General features: G+C 70.4%; 13 protein-coding genes, 3 tRNA genes and 1 pseudogene. 11 read left to right on the forward strand and 6 right to left on the reverse strand.

The features are described from left to right. Positions 1-42 precede the first annotated feature (42 nt). The 5 genes and pseudogenes from AMK16_RS35055 to AMK16_RS15355 form a co-directional block, all read left to right on the forward strand. A pseudogene (locus AMK16_RS35055) lies at positions 43-803 on the forward strand (hypothetical protein); the annotation flags it as partial. 269 nt (positions 804-1,072) lie between these two features. Continuing rightward, positions 1,073-2,233: an acyltransferase family protein gene (locus tag AMK16_RS15340; RefSeq protein WP_107417145.1), complete on the forward strand. Its 1,161-nt coding sequence runs from the start codon at positions 1,073-1,075 to the stop codon at positions 2,231-2,233. A 510-nt stretch (positions 2,234-2,743) separates the two neighbouring features. Beyond that, positions 2,744-3,328, forward strand: a complete 585-nt coding sequence (locus tag AMK16_RS15345; protein ID WP_073914897.1) for a hypothetical protein — start codon at positions 2,744-2,746, stop codon at positions 3,326-3,328. Between the two features lie 536 nt (positions 3,329-3,864). Continuing rightward, positions 3,865-4,206: a cupin domain-containing protein gene (locus AMK16_RS36225; protein WP_073914899.1), complete on the forward strand. Its 342-nt coding sequence runs from the start codon at positions 3,865-3,867 to the stop codon at positions 4,204-4,206. A 159-nt stretch (positions 4,207-4,365) separates the two neighbouring features. After that, the gene (locus AMK16_RS15355) at positions 4,366-5,706 is read left to right on the forward strand and encodes a flavin monoamine oxidase family protein (RefSeq protein ID WP_158071219.1); all 1,341 of its coding nucleotides are present in this window, start codon (positions 4,366-4,368) and stop codon (positions 5,704-5,706) included. Between the two features lie 33 nt (positions 5,707-5,739). Here AMK16_RS15355 and AMK16_RS15360 read toward each other — a convergent pair whose 3' ends face one another. Further along, positions 5,740-6,264: a potassium channel family protein gene (locus tag AMK16_RS15360; protein WP_242438735.1), complete on the reverse strand. Its 525-nt coding sequence runs from the start codon at positions 6,262-6,264 to the stop codon at positions 5,740-5,742. A gap of 522 nt (positions 6,265-6,786) precedes the next feature. Here AMK16_RS15360 and AMK16_RS15365 point away from each other — a divergent pair. Beyond that, positions 6,787-8,178, forward strand: a complete 1,392-nt coding sequence (locus tag AMK16_RS15365) for a chloride channel protein (RefSeq protein WP_073914904.1) — start codon at positions 6,787-6,789, stop codon at positions 8,176-8,178. A 35-nt stretch (positions 8,179-8,213) separates the two neighbouring features. Further along, positions 8,214-8,909: a ZIP family metal transporter gene (locus AMK16_RS15370; protein WP_073914906.1), complete on the forward strand. Its 696-nt coding sequence runs from the start codon at positions 8,214-8,216 to the stop codon at positions 8,907-8,909. A gap of 147 nt (positions 8,910-9,056) precedes the next feature. Here the strand turns inward: AMK16_RS15370 and AMK16_RS36230 are convergent, their stop codons facing one another. From AMK16_RS36230 to AMK16_RS15385, 4 genes are all read right to left on the reverse strand, one after another. Next, positions 9,057-9,209 (reverse strand): hypothetical protein, encoded by a 153-nt coding sequence (locus tag AMK16_RS36230; protein WP_158071220.1) that lies wholly within the window; start codon positions 9,207-9,209, stop codon positions 9,057-9,059. Positions 9,210-9,383: 174 nt separating this feature from the next. Next, positions 9,384-9,460: transfer RNA gene (locus tag AMK16_RS15375), tRNA-Ile, on the reverse strand. Positions 9,461-9,640: 180 nt separating this feature from the next. After that, positions 9,641-9,713: transfer RNA gene (locus tag AMK16_RS15380), tRNA-Asn, on the reverse strand. A 5-nt stretch (positions 9,714-9,718) separates the two neighbouring features. Next, positions 9,719-9,791 (reverse strand) — tRNA-Asn (locus AMK16_RS15385). Between the two features lie 145 nt (positions 9,792-9,936). Here AMK16_RS15385 and AMK16_RS15390 point away from each other — a divergent pair. From AMK16_RS15390 to AMK16_RS15405, 4 genes are all read left to right on the forward strand, one after another. Next, positions 9,937-10,239 (forward strand): hypothetical protein, encoded by a 303-nt coding sequence (locus AMK16_RS15390; protein ID WP_073914908.1) that lies wholly within the window; start codon positions 9,937-9,939, stop codon positions 10,237-10,239. 181 nt (positions 10,240-10,420) lie between these two features. Next, positions 10,421-11,869 (forward strand): FGGY family carbohydrate kinase, encoded by a 1,449-nt coding sequence (locus AMK16_RS15395; protein WP_073914911.1) that lies wholly within the window; start codon positions 10,421-10,423, stop codon positions 11,867-11,869. A gap of 173 nt (positions 11,870-12,042) precedes the next feature. Next, the gene (locus tag AMK16_RS15400; RefSeq protein ID WP_073914913.1) at positions 12,043-13,776 is read left to right on the forward strand and encodes an ABC transporter ATP-binding protein; all 1,734 of its coding nucleotides are present in this window, start codon (positions 12,043-12,045) and stop codon (positions 13,774-13,776) included. After that, positions 13,773-15,695, forward strand: a complete 1,923-nt coding sequence (locus AMK16_RS15405; RefSeq protein ID WP_073914915.1) for an ABC transporter ATP-binding protein — start codon at positions 13,773-13,775, stop codon at positions 15,693-15,695. The genes AMK16_RS15400 and AMK16_RS15405 overlap by 4 nt, the downstream gene beginning before the upstream one ends. 90 nt (positions 15,696-15,785) lie before the next feature. Here the strand turns inward: AMK16_RS15405 and AMK16_RS15410 are convergent, their stop codons facing one another. Next, a complete protein-coding gene (locus AMK16_RS15410; protein ID WP_073914918.1) occupies positions 15,786-16,922 on the reverse strand; it encodes an RNA polymerase sigma factor in 1,137 nt (378 codons plus the stop codon). Between the last annotated feature and the right edge of the window lie 88 nt (positions 16,923-17,010).

The raw sequence follows: 17,010 nt of genomic DNA on the forward strand, positions 1-17,010 counted from the left end.
GGGAAATACCACGATCCCCGGCGGCAAGGTCCGGGGGTCTGATTCTTCTTCCAGTACCTCCTACAGCAGATGGGCCCGTTCTTCGTCGTCGTCCCGCTCTACCTGTCCGTCGCCCTGGGCCTGTCGGCACTGGCGACGGGCGCCTCCCTTCCGCCGCTGTCGGTGCACGTGCCGGCAGCCACGACCCGGGTCTCTCGCTTCCCCCCGAACGTCTCGCCGCGGCGCGTGGTGCCGCTCGGGGTCCTCGCGCTGATCGTGGGAGCGGTGGTCATGATGGGCGTGCCCTACGCGGACGCCGGCGCGGAAGTCGTCACCGTCCCCCTCCTGCTGATCGGGCTGGGGCATGGGCGCACTGGCGTCCCAGCTCGGCTCGGTCACCGTGTCCGCGGTGCCGCAGGGCGCACGGCGCAGAACACGGAGGTCGCCGGTGTACAGAACGCCGTCAAACCGACCAGCGTCGCGGCGAATCCGGCGGTCCCGGAGAGCATCAAGTGCCAGGCGACCGTCAAGCTCCAAAGCGGTGCGCCGTTCCTGTCCGACGCCCGGCTCGAAACCGCACTCGCCAGAGCCGGGTGCGCGCGGAGGTGTCCGAGGCGGCACGGGACGCGAACGCCGAAGCCCGTCTCGACGGCGGTGCGGCCCTCGCGATCCTGGCCCTCGCCGCGCTCCTGGCATCCCGACACCGGCATCGCTGCCGCTGCCGCTGCGAGTGTGGGGCTGGTTGTGTCCGGTGCAGTGGCGTCGAGTCTGAACACGCTCACGGCGGTGGCGGAGAAGGCGTGCTGAGGGCGCACTTTCGGTAGCTCGCGGTAGCGGACTCGGCGCATGCCGGGGACGCCGGGGGCCTGGTTGGTGGCGCCCTCGATGCCCCGCGCACAGGGCGTACTTGGTTTACAATCCCCCGAGCACCCCCGTTCGCCGCGTAGACCAAAACAGTCCGCCGCCATGAAGTTCGGGGCAGGTCGGAACCCTGGGGGAAAGTCACGTGGAGTCAACGAATCAGCCTGCGCGGGGCATACCCGCCGCGGCCCGTGGCGGTCGCAGGCGGAACGCGCGGGCCGGTGGGCGCCTCGTGGTGCTGGACGGACTGCGGATCCTGGCCGCGCTGATGGTGGTGTTCCACCACTACGTCGGTTACGGCGGCGCCGCCGCCGGGGCGGCCAACGCATGGTCGCGCCCGATCGCCCACGTCTTCCCGCTGGCCTCCAAGTTCGGGGCCTACATGTGGACGGGTGTCAGCCTGTTCTTCCTGATCAGCGGCTTCGTGATCGGTATGAGCACCTGGGGGCGGGGGCTGGGCGACTTCTTCACGTCCCGGGTCGTCCGCCTGTACCCGGCCTACTGGTTCGGGGTGCTGGCGACCACCGCCGTGCTGACGGCATGGCCGATGGTGGTCCGCCCACTGCACGCGCACGAGGTGCTGGCGAATCTGACCATGCTTCAGGGTGCGATGCATATCACCAACGTGGACGCCTCGTACTGGACGCTCTGGTACGAGCTCTGCTTCTACCTGCTGTTCGGCCTCGTCGTCCGGCGGGGCCTCACCTACCGCCGCGTGGTCGCCTTCTGCATGTTGTGGACGGTGGCGGGACTGGGCAGTGTCGCAATGGAGTGGGGCCCTCTCCGCGTGATCGCGATGCCATGGATCTCCTCGTTCTTCATCGCCGGTCTCGCCTACTACCTGATGTACCGCTTCCGGCCGACCCTGCTGCTCTGGGGAATCATCGGCGTCAGCCTGGTGCTGTCCCTCATCTACGCCCGCACCCACCAGCAGGACATCGACCCGGCGCTCGGCGGCCGGCACCTGCCGGCCTGGCCCGCCTACGTGATGATCGTGCTGTGCTACGCGGTGATGGCCGCGGTGTCCCTCGGCTGGCTCTCTCGCATCCGCTGGCGCTGGCTGACGATCGCCGGTTCCCTGACGTATCCCCTGTACCTGCTGCACGAGGCGATCGGGTGGACGGCCATCAGGCTGCTCCACGACCGGATCCCGAAGTGGACCCTGGTCGGGCTGGTCACGGTGGGCATGCTGGTTGCCGCCTACCTGGTGCACCGGATCGTCGAACGCCCCCTCTCCCGGTTGCTGAAGCGCGGTATCAGCTCGGGCCTGGCCGAACTCCGGGCGGGCGGTCCCCCCGTATCGGAGGGACCCGCCGCGAGAGGCGGTTCGCAGCCGGGCGCGCACGCGCCGGCCGAAGCCGCCGCGCAACAGCCGACAGCCGTCCAGGTCTGACGCCTCCCCGCCCACCCCCTACTGCGCGCAGGTCACGTACCCGGGAGCGGTGTCTGCTCGGCCCAGAGGCGGAGCAGGGACGGGCCGAAGCGGTGTTCCAGGACGGCGGGGGAAGACGGTCGCGGTCCGCGTCCGGTTCGTCCGGGTGACAGCCGCCCAGGGTGCGGATCTTGGCCTCGATCAGCTCCGGCGGCAGGAAGTCGGGGCGGTGATCTTGTAGGTGCTGGGAGCGGTGCGGCGGCCCAGGCAGCCGCCCCGGGCCCCGTAGCCGAGGGGCATGTTCGACACCCTGCGGGCCGCCGCCCGGGAACTGTGGGCAGCAGGCCCTGCTCTCCCACGAGGGCCATCCGTACGAGGCCGCGATGGACGCGCTGGGGCACGAGATCTGGCACGGTGACCACGGGCTGGTGACCGGCGAACGGCGGAAGCCGCCGCGGCGGCCGCCGGGGAGGCCGCCGGCGCCGGGCGGGTGCTCTGCCCGGCCAACGTGGCTGCTGGGCGCGCCTCGTCGTGGACGTGGTCGCCCCGCTCACCGTTCGCCGCATCCCCGCGGGAGCACCGGAGCACCGGAGCACCGGAGCACCGGAGCACCGGAGCACCGGAGCACCGGAGCACCACCGTAGCGCCGTCGGGACCCTTTCGGAGATCGTCAACGACCACCCCTACTGCGACCCGCATGACGTCCTGACGGATGAGGCCGCCTTCCTGCCCGCGCCGCCGCCCCACGGAGCGCTGGCGGGCTTCCTCGTCACGATGAACGCGACCTGCTGGTACGCGGCGTCGGAGAGGATCACCGAGCAATCGGTGCTGGAGGAGATGGTCAAGGGGGTCGAGGAGGCCGTTCCCCTGCTGGATGACCGCCCGTGCGCCCGCACCGCGGGCGCGCACCCCGACACCGGCGACCCGGACCACGCGAGCGAGGTGGGCTACCTCCTGCGCAGCCCCGGGGGCCGTGCCGAGCTGGGCGAGCAGCACGGTTGGGACGGGGACGAGGACGGCAACGGGGACGAGCCCCTGGACGGGTGGGTGTGCCCGCAGTTCCTGCGCGGCCTGGCGGCCGAGACGCTCGACACCTTGAAAGGCGCCCTCACCTGACGGCGCGAGAGGCGATTGAAATGCCTCAGCCGCAGGTGCAATCGTTTCTGCACCTGCGGCTCACAGCGCGGCGGGTAGGACTCGAACCCACGGCCGACGGATTGTGAGTCCTCTCGGGATCTTGGCGGCCTTTGCGGTCCGAAGCGGATCTCTGACGTTTTCCCAGGTCAGATGACATGCGCTTCTCCCACTCCCCTTTTGTCACTCTGTTCCTTTCCTTGCGTCCCCTGGCGCCCGCTGGCGCTCTCTGCGGTGCTGGTCCCTGCTCCGGCGGCGATGCCCTCCTCCTGTTCCCGGGGGTCCTAGGAGTACGGCGGGCTGGAAGCCGGGAGCGTGGGTACGGTGGTGTATGCGCGGGGAATGCGACCAGAAGGCTCATACGGAGAATCAGCGTTCTCCGTTGCCGGCGGCCCGTCGCCCGCGTGCCGGGACGCCACCGTCCATATCGACGGTGTGAGCGGATGGGCTGGCTCGACATTGCCTTGTCGCAAGCGTGCGGAAAGTCGCCAGCGGCCCGCCTCCCTATGGAGGGACAAATGACGAACACTGAGGGTTATGCAAGCTCATCGGTAACGGCCCAGTCGTGGGAACCCTATGTTGAGGACGGCCGGGAGACGGGGGAGATTCACTGGCTCGTCCAGGCGGAAGAGGGCCAGATGTCAGGGCTGTGGAGGATCGGCCCCGTAGAGGGCGCGGAATTCCCTTACAAGCCCGCGGCCACCGACACGTTCCACGTGATCGAGGGTGAGGCGGAGCTGGAGACCCCTGACGGCGAGAAGATCGAGGTCGTTGCCGGGGGCATCTACTCCTTCCCTGCCGGCTTCGCGGCCACCTGGAGAACCCGGTCGCCGTTCATGAAGTTCTTCGTCGTGGGCTGAGAGTGGGCATGTGCGCAGCGTGACACGGGCGTCGGCGTACCCACACGAGATCAACCGAGAAGACACGAAATTCAGGCAGAGCGTGGCGCGCGACCGGCTGCCGCCCATTCCCGGATAGTGGCTCGCGAGTCAGACCAGACGACGGTAAGGGAGCAGAACGTGGCGACGTCAGATTCTGAAGTGGATGTCGTGATCGTGGGCGGCGGTTTCGCGGGCGTGACGGCCGCGCGTGAATTGTCGGCGCGCGGGCGCCAGGCGGTCCTGGTCGAAGCGCGTGACCGCCTGGGCGGCCGGACCTGGACCAAGGACCACGACGGGCACCCGATGGAGTTCGGCGGCACGTGGGTCCACCCCATGCAGCCACACGTGTGGTCGGAGGTCGACCGGTACGCGGTCGAGACGGAGACGTTCCCGGTGCTGGAGGGGCTGCGGCAGGCGGTCGTCTCCGATGGCCGCGTCGTGGACTTGTCCGACGAGGATGTCGAGCGGGCGCTGGAGGCGTTCGACGAGTTCTGCGCCCCGGGCATGAGCCTGTTCCCGGAGCCGTTCCTGGAAACGGTGAGTTCGGACCCGGATGGTCTGGGCGGGCGGTCGATGCGTGACCTGCTCGACTCCTTCAAGGCCGAGCCGGTGCTGCGGGACTGGGTGGAGGGGATGTGCTGCCTGGTCGCGTTCGGTCCCCTCGATCAGTCCGGCGCGTCCGAGATCTTCCGGTGTTACGCCTTGGCCGGGTACAGCGCGGCGCAGGCCATGGCCTCCCTGTCGCAGACGAAGCTGGTGAAGGGGACACGCGAGCTGATCAACTCCATCGCCGGGCAGGCCACCCTGACCGACATCCGCCTCAACTCGCCGGTCCGGCGTGTCAGCCAGACCGACGGCGGAGTGCAGGTCGAGCTGGAGAACGGCGAGAGCGTCAGCGCTCCGACCGCCCTGATCGCGCTGCCGATGAATGTGCTGAACAGCGTGGAGTTCGAGCCCGGCCTGTCCGAGATCAAGCGGACCGCGTCAGCCGACCGGCACGCGGGTGCCGGCAGGAAATGCTTCGTCCGGGTGAAGGGCGACATCGGCAACGTGAGCATCGTGGCCCCCGAGGCCCAGGCGGTGAACTTCTTGGTGACCTACACCCACGGCTCGGAAGGCTCGTGGCTGATCGTGTTCTCCGCCAACCCGGACAAGCTGCAGATGAGCCAGTTCGACGACGTCCAGGGCATGCAGACGGCGCTGCAGCCGCTCCTGCCGGGCGTCGAGGTGGAAAGCATCGTCGGCTGGGACTGGGCCACCGACCCGCAAGCGCTCGGCACCTGGTGCATCTTCAGGCCCGGACAGCTGGCGAAGGTGCTGCCGGACCTGCGCACCACCGAAGGCCGGCTGTTCTTCGCGGGCGCCGACTCCGCGAGCGTATGGCGCGGCTTCATCGACGGGGCAATCGAGAGCGGCTACCGCTCCGCCCGCGACATCGACAGCTATCTGAGCGGCGGCGGGACCGCGGCTCGGAGCTGAGACGGCGGATCGACCCGGGGCCCCAGAGCGGGGTCAGCGGGCAGCGGGCGGGGTGTCATCGCCGCCGGCTGTCGGCTGGTCCCGTTTTCGCCTGCCTTCCTGGACCGCGTGCACCATGAGCCGGACGGCCACGCCGACCAGCAGGAGATTGACCGTCATCTGCCCCGTGATGAGCAGCCGGGCCGGCTGGCTGCGCGCGGTGATGTCGCCGAACCCGACCGTGCTGAACACGGTCATGGCGAAGTACAGCGCGTCGGTGCGCGACAGTGCTTCGCTGAAGCTGTCCGAGGCGCTGTGCTCCATGAGCCAGTAGGCCGTCGCGAACATCAGCACGACGAGCGGACCGGTCACCGCCAGCGCCTCGACGGCCCGGAGCCCCGGATACGGGGAGCGCGTGATCTGGCGGATCTGCCAGGCCAGGAACAGCGCCACCACCGCGATGCCTCCGGCAAGCGCGAGGGCCGTAGTCGCGGTGAAGACGGAATCCAAGGGCAGCAGGAAGTAGCCGGCCACGAGGACCCCCGCGGACACCAGCGCACGCACAGAGGCGAACAGCACGTGAAGGCGAGCACTACCCGTACTGCTCAAGTTCCTCCGCCGATCGCCCCTGGCGCGCTGACCGCCCTCTGCCGGGCCTGTCTCAGTACAAACCTGCCGGGTAACCCTGTTGCCCGCGCGGCAGGCGCACCACAGGGGTCACCGGCATGGCGGCGCCGCTGTATCCCCTACGGGCTGGGCCGAGCGTACGGTGCCTCGCGCGCCGGCAGGCCGACAGGCACGCGTGCCGGAGGCTGAAGCGGCCAGGAGGGGGAACGTGGCCGCTCCTGACCTTGGCGTGGGGGCGCCCGCTGACCGGCACGGGCCGTGAACCGGCATAGCGGATCGCCCCAGCGGCCCGGACGCTGCCCTGCCACACGCCTTCCAGCGGCGAAGACCGCCGGCCAGGCGGATCATCGAGACGAGGGGCGCTCGACCGCCCAGGCGGCGCAATCCGGCCGGCGCAACGGGGGCGCCGTAAGCGCGGCACCTGGCGTGGCTGCCCGAAGGGGTCGCGGCCATGGGCTAAGGAGAGGGATTTCCATGACGGAGCCGAGTCCTCAACCCGTTGACGGTCCCAGCAGTCAGCCTCGGGAGGCGGACCGGTTGCGTGAGCTCCTCCGCTCTCCCGACTACCTCAGGGTCCTCGTCTACTCAGCCCTCATCGGCATTCCGGTGTCGCTGGTCGCGTTCTGGTTCCTCGTCGCACTCCACGAAGTGCAACACGTCCTGTGGGCGGAGATTCCGCACCATCTGGGCTGGGACACGGCCCCATGGTGGTGGCCGCTGCCCCTGCTGCTGATCGCCGGCGTGCTCGTCGGCCTGATCGCCACCCGCATGACCGGTGGAGGCGGCCACATACCCGCAGGCGGCCTGCACGCCGGCGCGATGCCCCCGGCCGCGCTGCCGGGCGTGGTACTCGCCGCGGCCGCGAGCCTGCCGCTGGGCGCGGTCCTGGGACCTGAGGCACCGCTGATCGCTCTGGGCGGCGGCCTGGCCCTGCTCTTCCGGCGCCTCACACGGATAGCGGGTACCCCGCAAGCCACCGCGCTGCTGGGCGCGGCAGGTGCGGCAGCCGCCATCGCGGCGATCTTCGGCAATCCGCTGATCGCCGCTGTACTCCTCATCGAGGTGGCGGGGATCGGCGGCCCCCAGCTCTTCGCCCTCATGCTCCCCGCCCTGCTCTCCAGCGGAATCGGGAGCCTGGTCTTCACCGGCATCGGCCACTGGACCGGCCTGGAAACCGGCAGTCTCAACCTCACGCTGCCCACGCCCCTGCCCCACCTGGACCCGGCGGACGTGCTCTGGACGATACTCATCGGCTTCGTCCTCGCCGTGCTCCTGAACCCGGTCCTGGAGGTGGGCCGACGGGTCGCGGCGTTCGTCTCCGGCGGGGTGCTGCCCCGCACCGTGTTGTGCGCGCTGGGTGCTGCGGCCTGCGCCGCCGTCTATGCCCTGATCACCGGCCGCCCGCCCGCAGACGTGGCCCTGTCGGGCCAGGCCACTCTCGGTGAGCTGGCCGCCGACCCGCACGCCTGGGGCGTCGGTGCGCTGATCGCCGTCCTGATCCTCAAGACGACCGCCTATGCCCTCTGCCTGGGCAGCCTGCGCGGCGGCGCCATCTTCCCCGCCGTCTTTCTCGGAGCGGCGGCGGGAGTGCTCCTGGCTCCCCTGCCCGGCCTGGGCGCCGTCCCAGCGATGGCGGCAGGCATGGCCGCGTCCACCGCCGCCATCATGCGGCTACCGGTCAGCAGCGTCGTCCTCGTGGTGCTGCTGCTCGGCAGCTCCGCCATGATTCCCCTCGCCATCCTCGCGGCCGTGATCTCCTTCGCCGTGACCGAACTACTCCCCGCCGGCAGCACACTGTCACCCGCCCCGGCCGCCGAGGAGCGGGCCGCGGACACCGGCGGCCCCACAGCAGCCGGCACACCCTGACGAGAGCTTCGCTCCACGAATGATCGAAGGTGGCCATGAACGTACTGATCGCCGCACTGTGGGGAGCGGCAGGATCCGTCTCGCTGGTCATCGGCGCCTGGGTGGCCGTGCACCGCAGGCCGCCCCGGCACCGGGTCGGGCTGGTGATGGGCTTCGGATCCGGCGCGCTGATCGCCGCGCTGGCCTACGAGCTGGTCCCCCCGGGCCACGAGCCCAGCGTGTGGACGTTCATCGCCCTGGCCGCCGGAGCCCTGGTGTTCTTCTTCGTAGACCGAGCCGCCTCGGGCTCTTCCAAGGGCTCGGCGGACCGGTCGATCGTCGTCGGTGCGCTGCTCGACGGAATTCCGGAATCGCTCGTCCTGGGCATGGGGGTCGCAGCCGGCGGGCACGTCAGCATCGCCTTCCTGGCCGCCGTCTTCATCTCCAACATGCCCGAGAGCCTCGGCGCGACCTCGGGCATGCTCGCCGCGGGACAAACACCTCGGCAGACCTACAGGACATGGTGGGCCCTGGTCGCGGTGGCAGCAGCGAGCGCCGCAGCCGGATACGGGATCGTGCAACTGCTGCCCGGGGCCGACGGACGCTACGCACAGGCCTTTGCTGCCGGGTCGGTCCTGGCCATGCTCGCCAACTCGATGATGCCCGAAGCGTTCGAGCGCGGCGGCAAGGCGACCGGCCTGCTGACCGTGCTGGGCTTCGCCGTCGCCGGCGCCCTGTCCACCCTCGAATAGCCACTCCGGCACCAAGCCCCGACGCAGAGGCACGAGGCTTTCCCGGGGGACTCAACCGCTCATGGCGGGCCCCACACCACGGCCGTCCACGGGCTTGTCACACCGGGCCGGCTGCAGATGACCTCGCACTCGGAGCCCTCGACGACTTCACTCCCACGGTCCCGAATTGGCGAGCAGGGCGAGAGCTGAAATGACCAGGAGCACGGGGTACTGCAATGTGGCCGCGACGCCCACCATGCCCAGGGCCATGAGCGCGGCGAGCCATCCGGGAGCGATGGCCGTATCCGCCTGGGCCGGCACACCCGAGCACGCACCGAAGACACCGGACGAAAACCCCTCAAAACGGACGGGAGTTCGTCCCCCGGCGCGTCCCCTGGAGTAGCAGAACAGGTCCCCGTGAGATGTGGAGTCCAGATTCAGAACGGACCGGGATCGCGAACATGCAGGTCAGAACGTTTCTGCTCCATCAAGCGGTGGTGGGGCGGGTGGGACTCGAACCCACGGCCGACGGATTATGAGTCCGCTGCTCTAACCGGCTGAGCTACCGCCCCTTCACGGCGTGGCGCGTACATGTGTGCGCGCCGTCTGCCGCAGCATAGCCGCTCATACGATCTCCTGCCTCGGATGCCTCGCATGATCGGCTTCGCCTGGGAGAGAGACCGCGCCGAGGGCTGCCCGGTTCCCGGACGGGGCAAAAAAAGAGGACCCCACCAGGGGTCCTCTTCTTCTTGCTCCCCCGGCTGGACTCGAACCAGCAACCCTCCGGTTAACAGCCGAATGCTCTGCCAATTGAGCTACAGGGGACCGCGCTCCCCCGACTGGACTCGAACCAGTAACCTGCCGGTTAACAGCCGGCTGCTCTGCCAATTGAGCTACAGGGGATTGCTGCGGTGCATCGAACAGCCCACCTCCGGCATGGCCGGGGGGCGAGCGCCCGCTGCGAGTCATAGATTAGCGCAAGCAGGGGGGTGCTCCGCCAATCGGTATCGCCAGCCGGCCGGGCACCACACGACGAAGGGTGACAGGCATGCGGTACAAGGTCACGTTCGTGGTCGGACTGGCCCTCGGGTACGTGCTCGGGACCCGGGCCGGACGCGAACGCTACGAACAGCTGAAGAAGTCCGCGCGGGAGGTCTCGCAGAACCCGGCGGTGCGCAATGCCGCCGAGAGCGCCGCCCAGACGGGGCGCCAGTACGCGGGGAAGGCCTACGCCGCGGTGAGCGAGAAGGTCGGCGACGCCATGCCGGAATCCGTGGCCGGACGGGTACGGGGACTGCGCGGCCGGCGCGGCGGCTCCGGTGAGGACGAGTGGGGCACGAGCAACACCTGACGCCCGGGCCCGCCCCGCGCATCCCCGGGACCTGAGCAACACCCGAGACCCGGGCCCCCGCACCACCGCCCATCCCCGGGACCTGTCGCGTCCCGGGGTGCGCGGTGCGGCGGAGCCCGGCCGGTCTCCACCGCCCGGCCGGGCGGTAGAGACCGGCCGGGCTTCAGGCAGAATTCTCCGCATGGGGATAGTCGCCGGGCTGGACAGCTCTTCCGCCTTCACTCGCATCGTCGTATGCGACACCGACACCGGTGCCGTGCTGCGCCAGGGGTACGCCCCGCATCCGCAGCCCACCGGGGAACCCGACGGCGCGAACCCCTACGAGACCGATCCGCAGGCCTGGCTGCTCTCGCTCGGCGAGGCCGCCGGCGGCGGGCTCCTCGAAGGAGTCCAGGCCATCGGCGTGTCCGCGCAGCAGCACGGTCTGCTCCCGCTGGACGCGCAGGGCGGTCTCGTCCGCCCCGCCCTGGTCGGCAACGACAAGCGCGGGCAGGTCGCCGCCGCCGATCTCGTCGACGCCCTGGGCGGCCGGCAGGCGTGGTCCGAGGCGGTGGGCTCCGTCCCGCACGCCGCGCAGCCCGTCGCGAAGCTGGCCTGGCTGGCCCGCACCGAGCCCGAGGCCGCCCGCCGGGTCGCGGTGGTGATGTCCCCGCACGACTGGCTGGTCTGGCAGTTGCTGGGCCGCCCCGTCCGGCGGACCACCGACCGCGGTGGCGCCTCCGGCACCGGCTACTGGTCGGCGGCCACCGGCTCCTGGCGGCCCGACCTGGTCGAACTCGCGCTCGGGCACCGGGCGCTGCTGCCCGAGGTGCTCGGCCCGGCCGACGCCGCCGGCACCACCCCCGAGGGGTTGCTCATCTCGGCCGGCACGGGCGAGACCATGGCCGCCGCGCTCGGGCTGGGGCTGGGTCCGGGAGACGCCGTGGTGTCGCTCGGCGCCTCCGGTTCGGTGATGGCGGTGCACCACGAGGCGCTTTCGGAGCCGGGCGGCCTGATCACCTCGCTGGCCGACGCGGGAGGCATGCACCTGCCGGTCGTGAACACCTCCAACGCCGTACGGGCGCTGCGCGGCACCGCCGAGCTGCTGGGCACCGACCTGGAGGGGCTGTCCGAGCTGGCGCTGAAGTCGACTCCGGGCGCGCACGGCCTGGTCCTGCTGCCCTACCTGGAAGGTGAGCGGACCCCGAACCTGCCGCACGCCGCCGGAACCCTGTCGGGGCTGCGCCGGGACTCGATGAAGCCCGAGCACCTGGCCCGGGCTGCCTTCGAGGGCATGCTGTGCGGGCTGGTGGACGCGCTGGACGTGCTGCGCTCGCGCGGGGTGGAGATCCGCCGGGTGTTCCTCCTGGGCGCGGCGGCCGAGCTGCCGGCCGTGCAGGCGGCGGCTCCGGGGCTGTTCGGGACGCAGATCGTCGTGCCGGCCCCGGCCGACTACGCGGCGCTGGGCGCGGCGCGCCAGGCGGCGTGGGCGCTCGGTGTGGCGCAGGGCACGCTGGCCCCGCACACGCCGCCGCTCTGGCCGGCTCCCGCGGCGCAGGTGTTCGAGCCGGGCGAGGAGTTCCCGGCCTGGCAGGCGGTCCGCCAGCAGTACGTCGCCACGCGCGAGGAGATCCACCCCGGCGCGTTCTAGCCGGGGGGTGTCGTGTCGACCGGGGCGGGTCGGCCCCGGGCGCGCGCCCGGGTCCCGGGCCGTAGGGCGGCCTACGCCTTTTGACCGGCCTTTGCGAAAACCGCTGGGGATCGGCCCCCCGGTTGGCCGAAGATGGGGTGAACCCCCTCGATCTTGCCGACCGGAGCCTGCGCGTGCTCATACGACTTCTGCGGACCCATCTGGCTCCGTACCACAAACCGATCTCGGTGCTGGTGCTGCTGCAGCTGCTGCAGACCAGCGCGTCCCTGTACCTGCCCACCCTGAACGCCGACATCATCGACAACGGTGTCGTCAACGGTGACACCGGCTACATCCTGCGCTTCGGCGCGCTGATGCTGGGCGTCTCGCTCGTCCAGCTCGTCTGCAACGTCGGAGCCGTCTACTACGGAGCCCGGACGGCTGCGGCCCTCGGCCGGGACGTGCGCGCCGCCGTCTTCGACCGCGTGCAGAGCTTCTCCGCGCGCGAGCTGGGCCAGTTCGGCGCCCCGTCGCTGATCACCCGTACGACGAACGACGTCCAGCAGGTCCAGATGCTGGTCCTGATGACCTTCACCCTGATGGTCTCGGCGCCGATCATGTGCGTCGGCGGCATCGCCATGGCGCTGTCGCTCGACGTGAAGCTGTCGGGCGTCCTGCTCGCCGTGGTTCCCGTCCTGGGCATCGCGGTCGGCGCGATCGTCTACCGGACGCGTCCGCTGTTCCGTCAGATGCAGGTGCGTCTGGACACCGTGAACCGGGTGCTGCGCGAGCAGATCACCGGTAACCGCGTGATCCGCGCCTTCGTCCGTGACGACTACGAGAAGGACCGCTTCCGGGAGGCGAACGCGGACCTGACCGGCGTCTCGCTCGCCGCCGGCAAGCTCCTCGCGCTGATGTTCCCCACCGTCATCGTGGTCGTGAACATCTCCAGCGTGGCCGTCATCTGGTTCGGTGCGATGCGCATCGACAGCGGCGGCATGGAGATCGGCCAGCTGACGGCCTTCCTCGCCTACCTGATGCAGATCGTCATGGCCGTCATGATGGCCACCTTCATGTTCATGATGGTGCCGCGCGCCGAGGTGTGCGCCGAGCGTGTCCAGGAGGTCCTGGACACGCACACCAGCGTGGTGCCGCCCACCGATCCGGTGCGCGAACTCGCCCGGCGCGGGGAGCTGGAGCTGCGCGGCGCCGACTTCCGCTATCCGGGCGCCGAGGCGCCGGTGCTGCGCGGTGTGGACCTGCTGGCCCGCCCCGGCGAGACCACCGCGGTGATCGGTTCGACCGGAAGCGGCAAGTCCACGCTGCTGGGCCTGGTGCCGCGGTTGTTCGACGCGACCGGCGGCCAGGTGCTGGTCGACGGGCAGGACGTACGCCGGCTCGACGCGGAGCTGCTGGCCAGGACGGTCGGCCTGGTCCCGCAGAAGCCGTACCTCTTCTCCGGGACCATCGCGTCCAACCTGCGCTACGGCCGCCCGGACGCGAGCGACGAAGAGCTGTGGAAGGCGCTGGAGGTGGCCCAGGCCAAGGGCTTCGTCTCCGCGCTGGAGGGTGGCCTGGAGGCCCCCGTCACGCAGGGCGGGACCAACGTGTCCGGTGGCCAGCGCCAGCGCCTGGCCATCGCCCGCACCCTGGTCCAGCGCCCGGAGATCTACCTGTTCGACGACTCCTTCTCGGCCCTGGACTACGCGACGGATGCGGCGCTGCGCGCGGCGCTGGCCCGCGAGACCGAGGACGCGACCGTGGTGATCGTCGCCCAGCGGGTCTCCACGATCCGCGACGCCGACCGGATCATCGTCCTGGACGAGGGCCAGGTCGTGGGAGAGGGGCGGCATCACGAACTGATGGCCGACAACGAGACCTACCGGGAGATCGTGCTCTCCCAGCTGACGGAGGCGGAGGCCGCATGAGCGGGCCCGGAGGACGGATGATGATGGGCCCGGCCCAGAGGTCCATGGACTTCAAGGGATCGGGCAAGCGGCTGCTGGGCCAGCTGGCGCAGGACCGGGCCAAGCTGTGGGGCATGGTCGCGGCCGTGGTCGGCAGCGTCGGCTGCGCCGTGGTCGGGCCGAAGATCCTCGGCCAGGCCACCGACCTGGTCTTCGCCGGGATCATAGGCCGGCAGATGCCGGCGGGGCTCACCAAGGAGCAGGCGCTGGAGGGCCTGCGCGCCAAGGGGCAGGGCGGGATGGCGGACATGCTGTCGGGCACCGACTTCACCCCGGGCCAGGGCATCGATTTCGGCGCCGTCGGCGTCGTCGCGATCTGGGCGCTGGTGCTCTTCACCCTCGCGGGCCTGCTCATGCTGGTGGCGACGCGGCTGTCGAACCACGTCATGAACGGCACCGTCTACCGGATGCGCGAGGAGCTCCAGGCCAAGCTGTCGCGGCTGCCGCTGTCGTACTTCGACCAGCAGAAGCGCGGCGAGGTGCTCAGCCGGGCGACGAACGACATCGACAACATCGGCCAGACGCTCCAGCAGACGATGGGGCAGCTGCTCAACTCGCTGCTGACGATCTTCGGTGTGCTCGCGATGATGTTCTGGATCTCACCGCTGCTGGCGCTGGTCGCGCTGGTGACCGTGCCCGTCTCGGTGTTCGTCGCGGCGAAGATCGGCAAGAAGTCGCAGCCGCAGTTCGTGGCGCAGTGGAAGAGCACGGGCGCGCTCAACGCCCACATCGAGGAGATGTACTCCGGCCACACGCTGGTGAAGGTCTTCGGGCGGCAGAAGGAGTCCGCGGCGGTCTTCGCCGAGCAGAACGAGGCGCTCTTCCGGGCGTCCTTCAAGGCCCAGCTGGTCAGCGGCGTCATGCAGCCGGTGATGTTCTTCATCTCGAACATCAACTACGTGCTGATCGCGGTCGTCGGCGGACTGCGGGTCGCCTCGGGCACCCTGTCGATCGGTGACGTGCAGGCGTTCATCCAGTACTCGCGGCAGTTCTCGATGCCGCTGACGCAGGTCGCCTCGATGGCGAATCTGGTGCAGTCCGGTGTCGCCTCCGCGGAGCGGGTCTACGAGCTGCTCGACGCGCAGGAGCAGGAACCGGACGCGGAGGTCCCCGAGCGTCCCAAGACGGTGCGCGGCCAGGTCACCCTCGACAAGGTGGCCTTCCGCTACGAGCCGGGCAAGCCGCTGATCGAGAACCTCTCGCTGTCGGTCGATCCGGGCCAGACGGTCGCGATCGTCGGCCCGACGGGCGCCGGCAAGACGACGCTGGTCAACCTGCTGATGCGGTTCTACGAGGTCACGGGCGGCGAGATCGCCCTGGACGGCGTGGACATCGCGAAGATGACGCGCGAGGAGCTGCGCAGGAGCATCGGCATGGTGCTCCAGGACACCTGGCTCTTCGGCGGCACCATCGCGGAGAACATCGCCTACGGGTCCTCGCGTGAGGTCACGCGGGCGGAGGTCGAGGAGGCGGCGCGGGCCGCGCACGCGGACCGTTTCATCCGCACCCTGCCGGACGGCTACGACACCGTGCTGGACGACGAGGGCGCCGGCGTCAGCGCCGGTGAGAAGCAGCTGATCACCATTGCCCGTGCGTTCCTGTCGGACCCGGTGATCCTGGTGCTCGACGAGGCGACCAGCTCCGTGGACACCCGTACCGAGGTGCTGATCCAGAAGGCGATGGCGCGCCTGGCGCACGGCCGTACGTCCTTCGTGATCGCCCACCGGCTGTCCACGATCCGCGACGCGGACGTGATCCTGGTGATGGAGGACGGCTCGATCGTGGAGCAGGGCACGCACGAGGAGCTGCTGGCGTCGGACGGCGCGTACGCGCGGCTGTACGCGGCGCAGTTCGCGCAGGCGGTCGTCGAGGTCGACTAGCCGCGCCGGCCTGACGGCCGGTGCGTGTGGTGGTGCAGGGGGCGCCCCCGGACGGGGGCGCCCTTCGCGTTTCCCGGCTCGTGTGCCGTCTCAGTCGAGGTAGCCGCGCAGCTGGTCGGCGAAGGCGTGGTCGCGGAGCTTGTTGAGGGTCTTGGACTCGATCTGGCGGATCCGCTCGCGGGTCACGCCGAAGATCCGGCCGATCTCCTCCAGGGTGCGCGGGCGCCCGTCGGCGAGCCCGTACCGCAGCTGGACGACCTTGCGTTCGCGTTCGCCGAGGGTCGACAGCACGGCTTCCAGGTGCTCGCGCAGCAGGAAGAAGGCGGCGGACTCCATCGGTGAGGCGGCGTCGCCGTCCTCGATGAGGTCGCCGAGCGCGACGTCGTCCTCCTCGCCGACGGGGGCGTGCAGGGAGACCGGCTCCTGGGCGAGGCGCAGGACCTCCATGACCCGTTCGGGCGTCAGTTCCAGGTGCGCGGCGACCTCTTCGGCGGTGGGCTCGTAGCCGCGCTCCTGGAGCATGCGGCGCTGGACGCGCACGACGCGGTTGATCAGCTCCACGACGTGGACGGGCACGCGGATGGTCCGGGCCTGGTCGGCGAGGGCCCGGGACATCGCCTGGCGGATCCACCAGGTGGCGTAGGTGGAGAACTTGTACCCGCGGGCGTAGTCGAACTTCTCGACGGCGCGGATGAGCCCGAGGTTCCCCTCCTGCACGAGGTCGAGCATGGTGAGGCCGCGTCCCACGTAGCGCTTGGCGACGGAGACGACCAGGCGCAGGTTCGACTCAATGAGGCGGCGTTTGGCCATGCGGCCCATGACCACGATCCGGTCGAGGTCATGGGCGAGCCGGGAGTCCAGGTCCGGGGTGCCGGCGAGTTTCTCCTCGGCGAACAGTCCGGCTTCGACATGCCGCGCGAGGTCGACCTCTTCGGCGGCGGTGAGCAGCGGGATCCTGCCTATCTCGCGCAGGTACTGCCGGAACAGGTCGGCGGAGGGTCCGGCTCCGACGGCGGCGACGGGGGCGCGCCGCCGCCGTGCGGGCACCGGCTCGATCAGTTCGAGCACCTCGGGCTCTTTTGACGCCTCCGGATCCTGCGACGCTTCCGGCTCATCGGGCGCTTCGATCTCTTCGGGCCCCTCGGGCTCTTCGTCCACGGTGTCGGCCTCTGCGGTTTCCGGGGACTCGCTCGCGTTCACGGTCACGGACACGATCCGGGTCTGCACGGGGGCGGCCTCCCAGGCTCCGGGGACGGATGCACCGCACCTCAGTGTGGGGTACGACACATCGCCGCCACGAGGGGCGTGCGTGCAC

It is taken from the genome of Streptomyces sp. CB00455, assembly GCF_001905445.1.
Classification (GTDB): Bacteria; Actinomycetota; Actinomycetes; order Streptomycetales; family Streptomycetaceae; genus Streptomyces.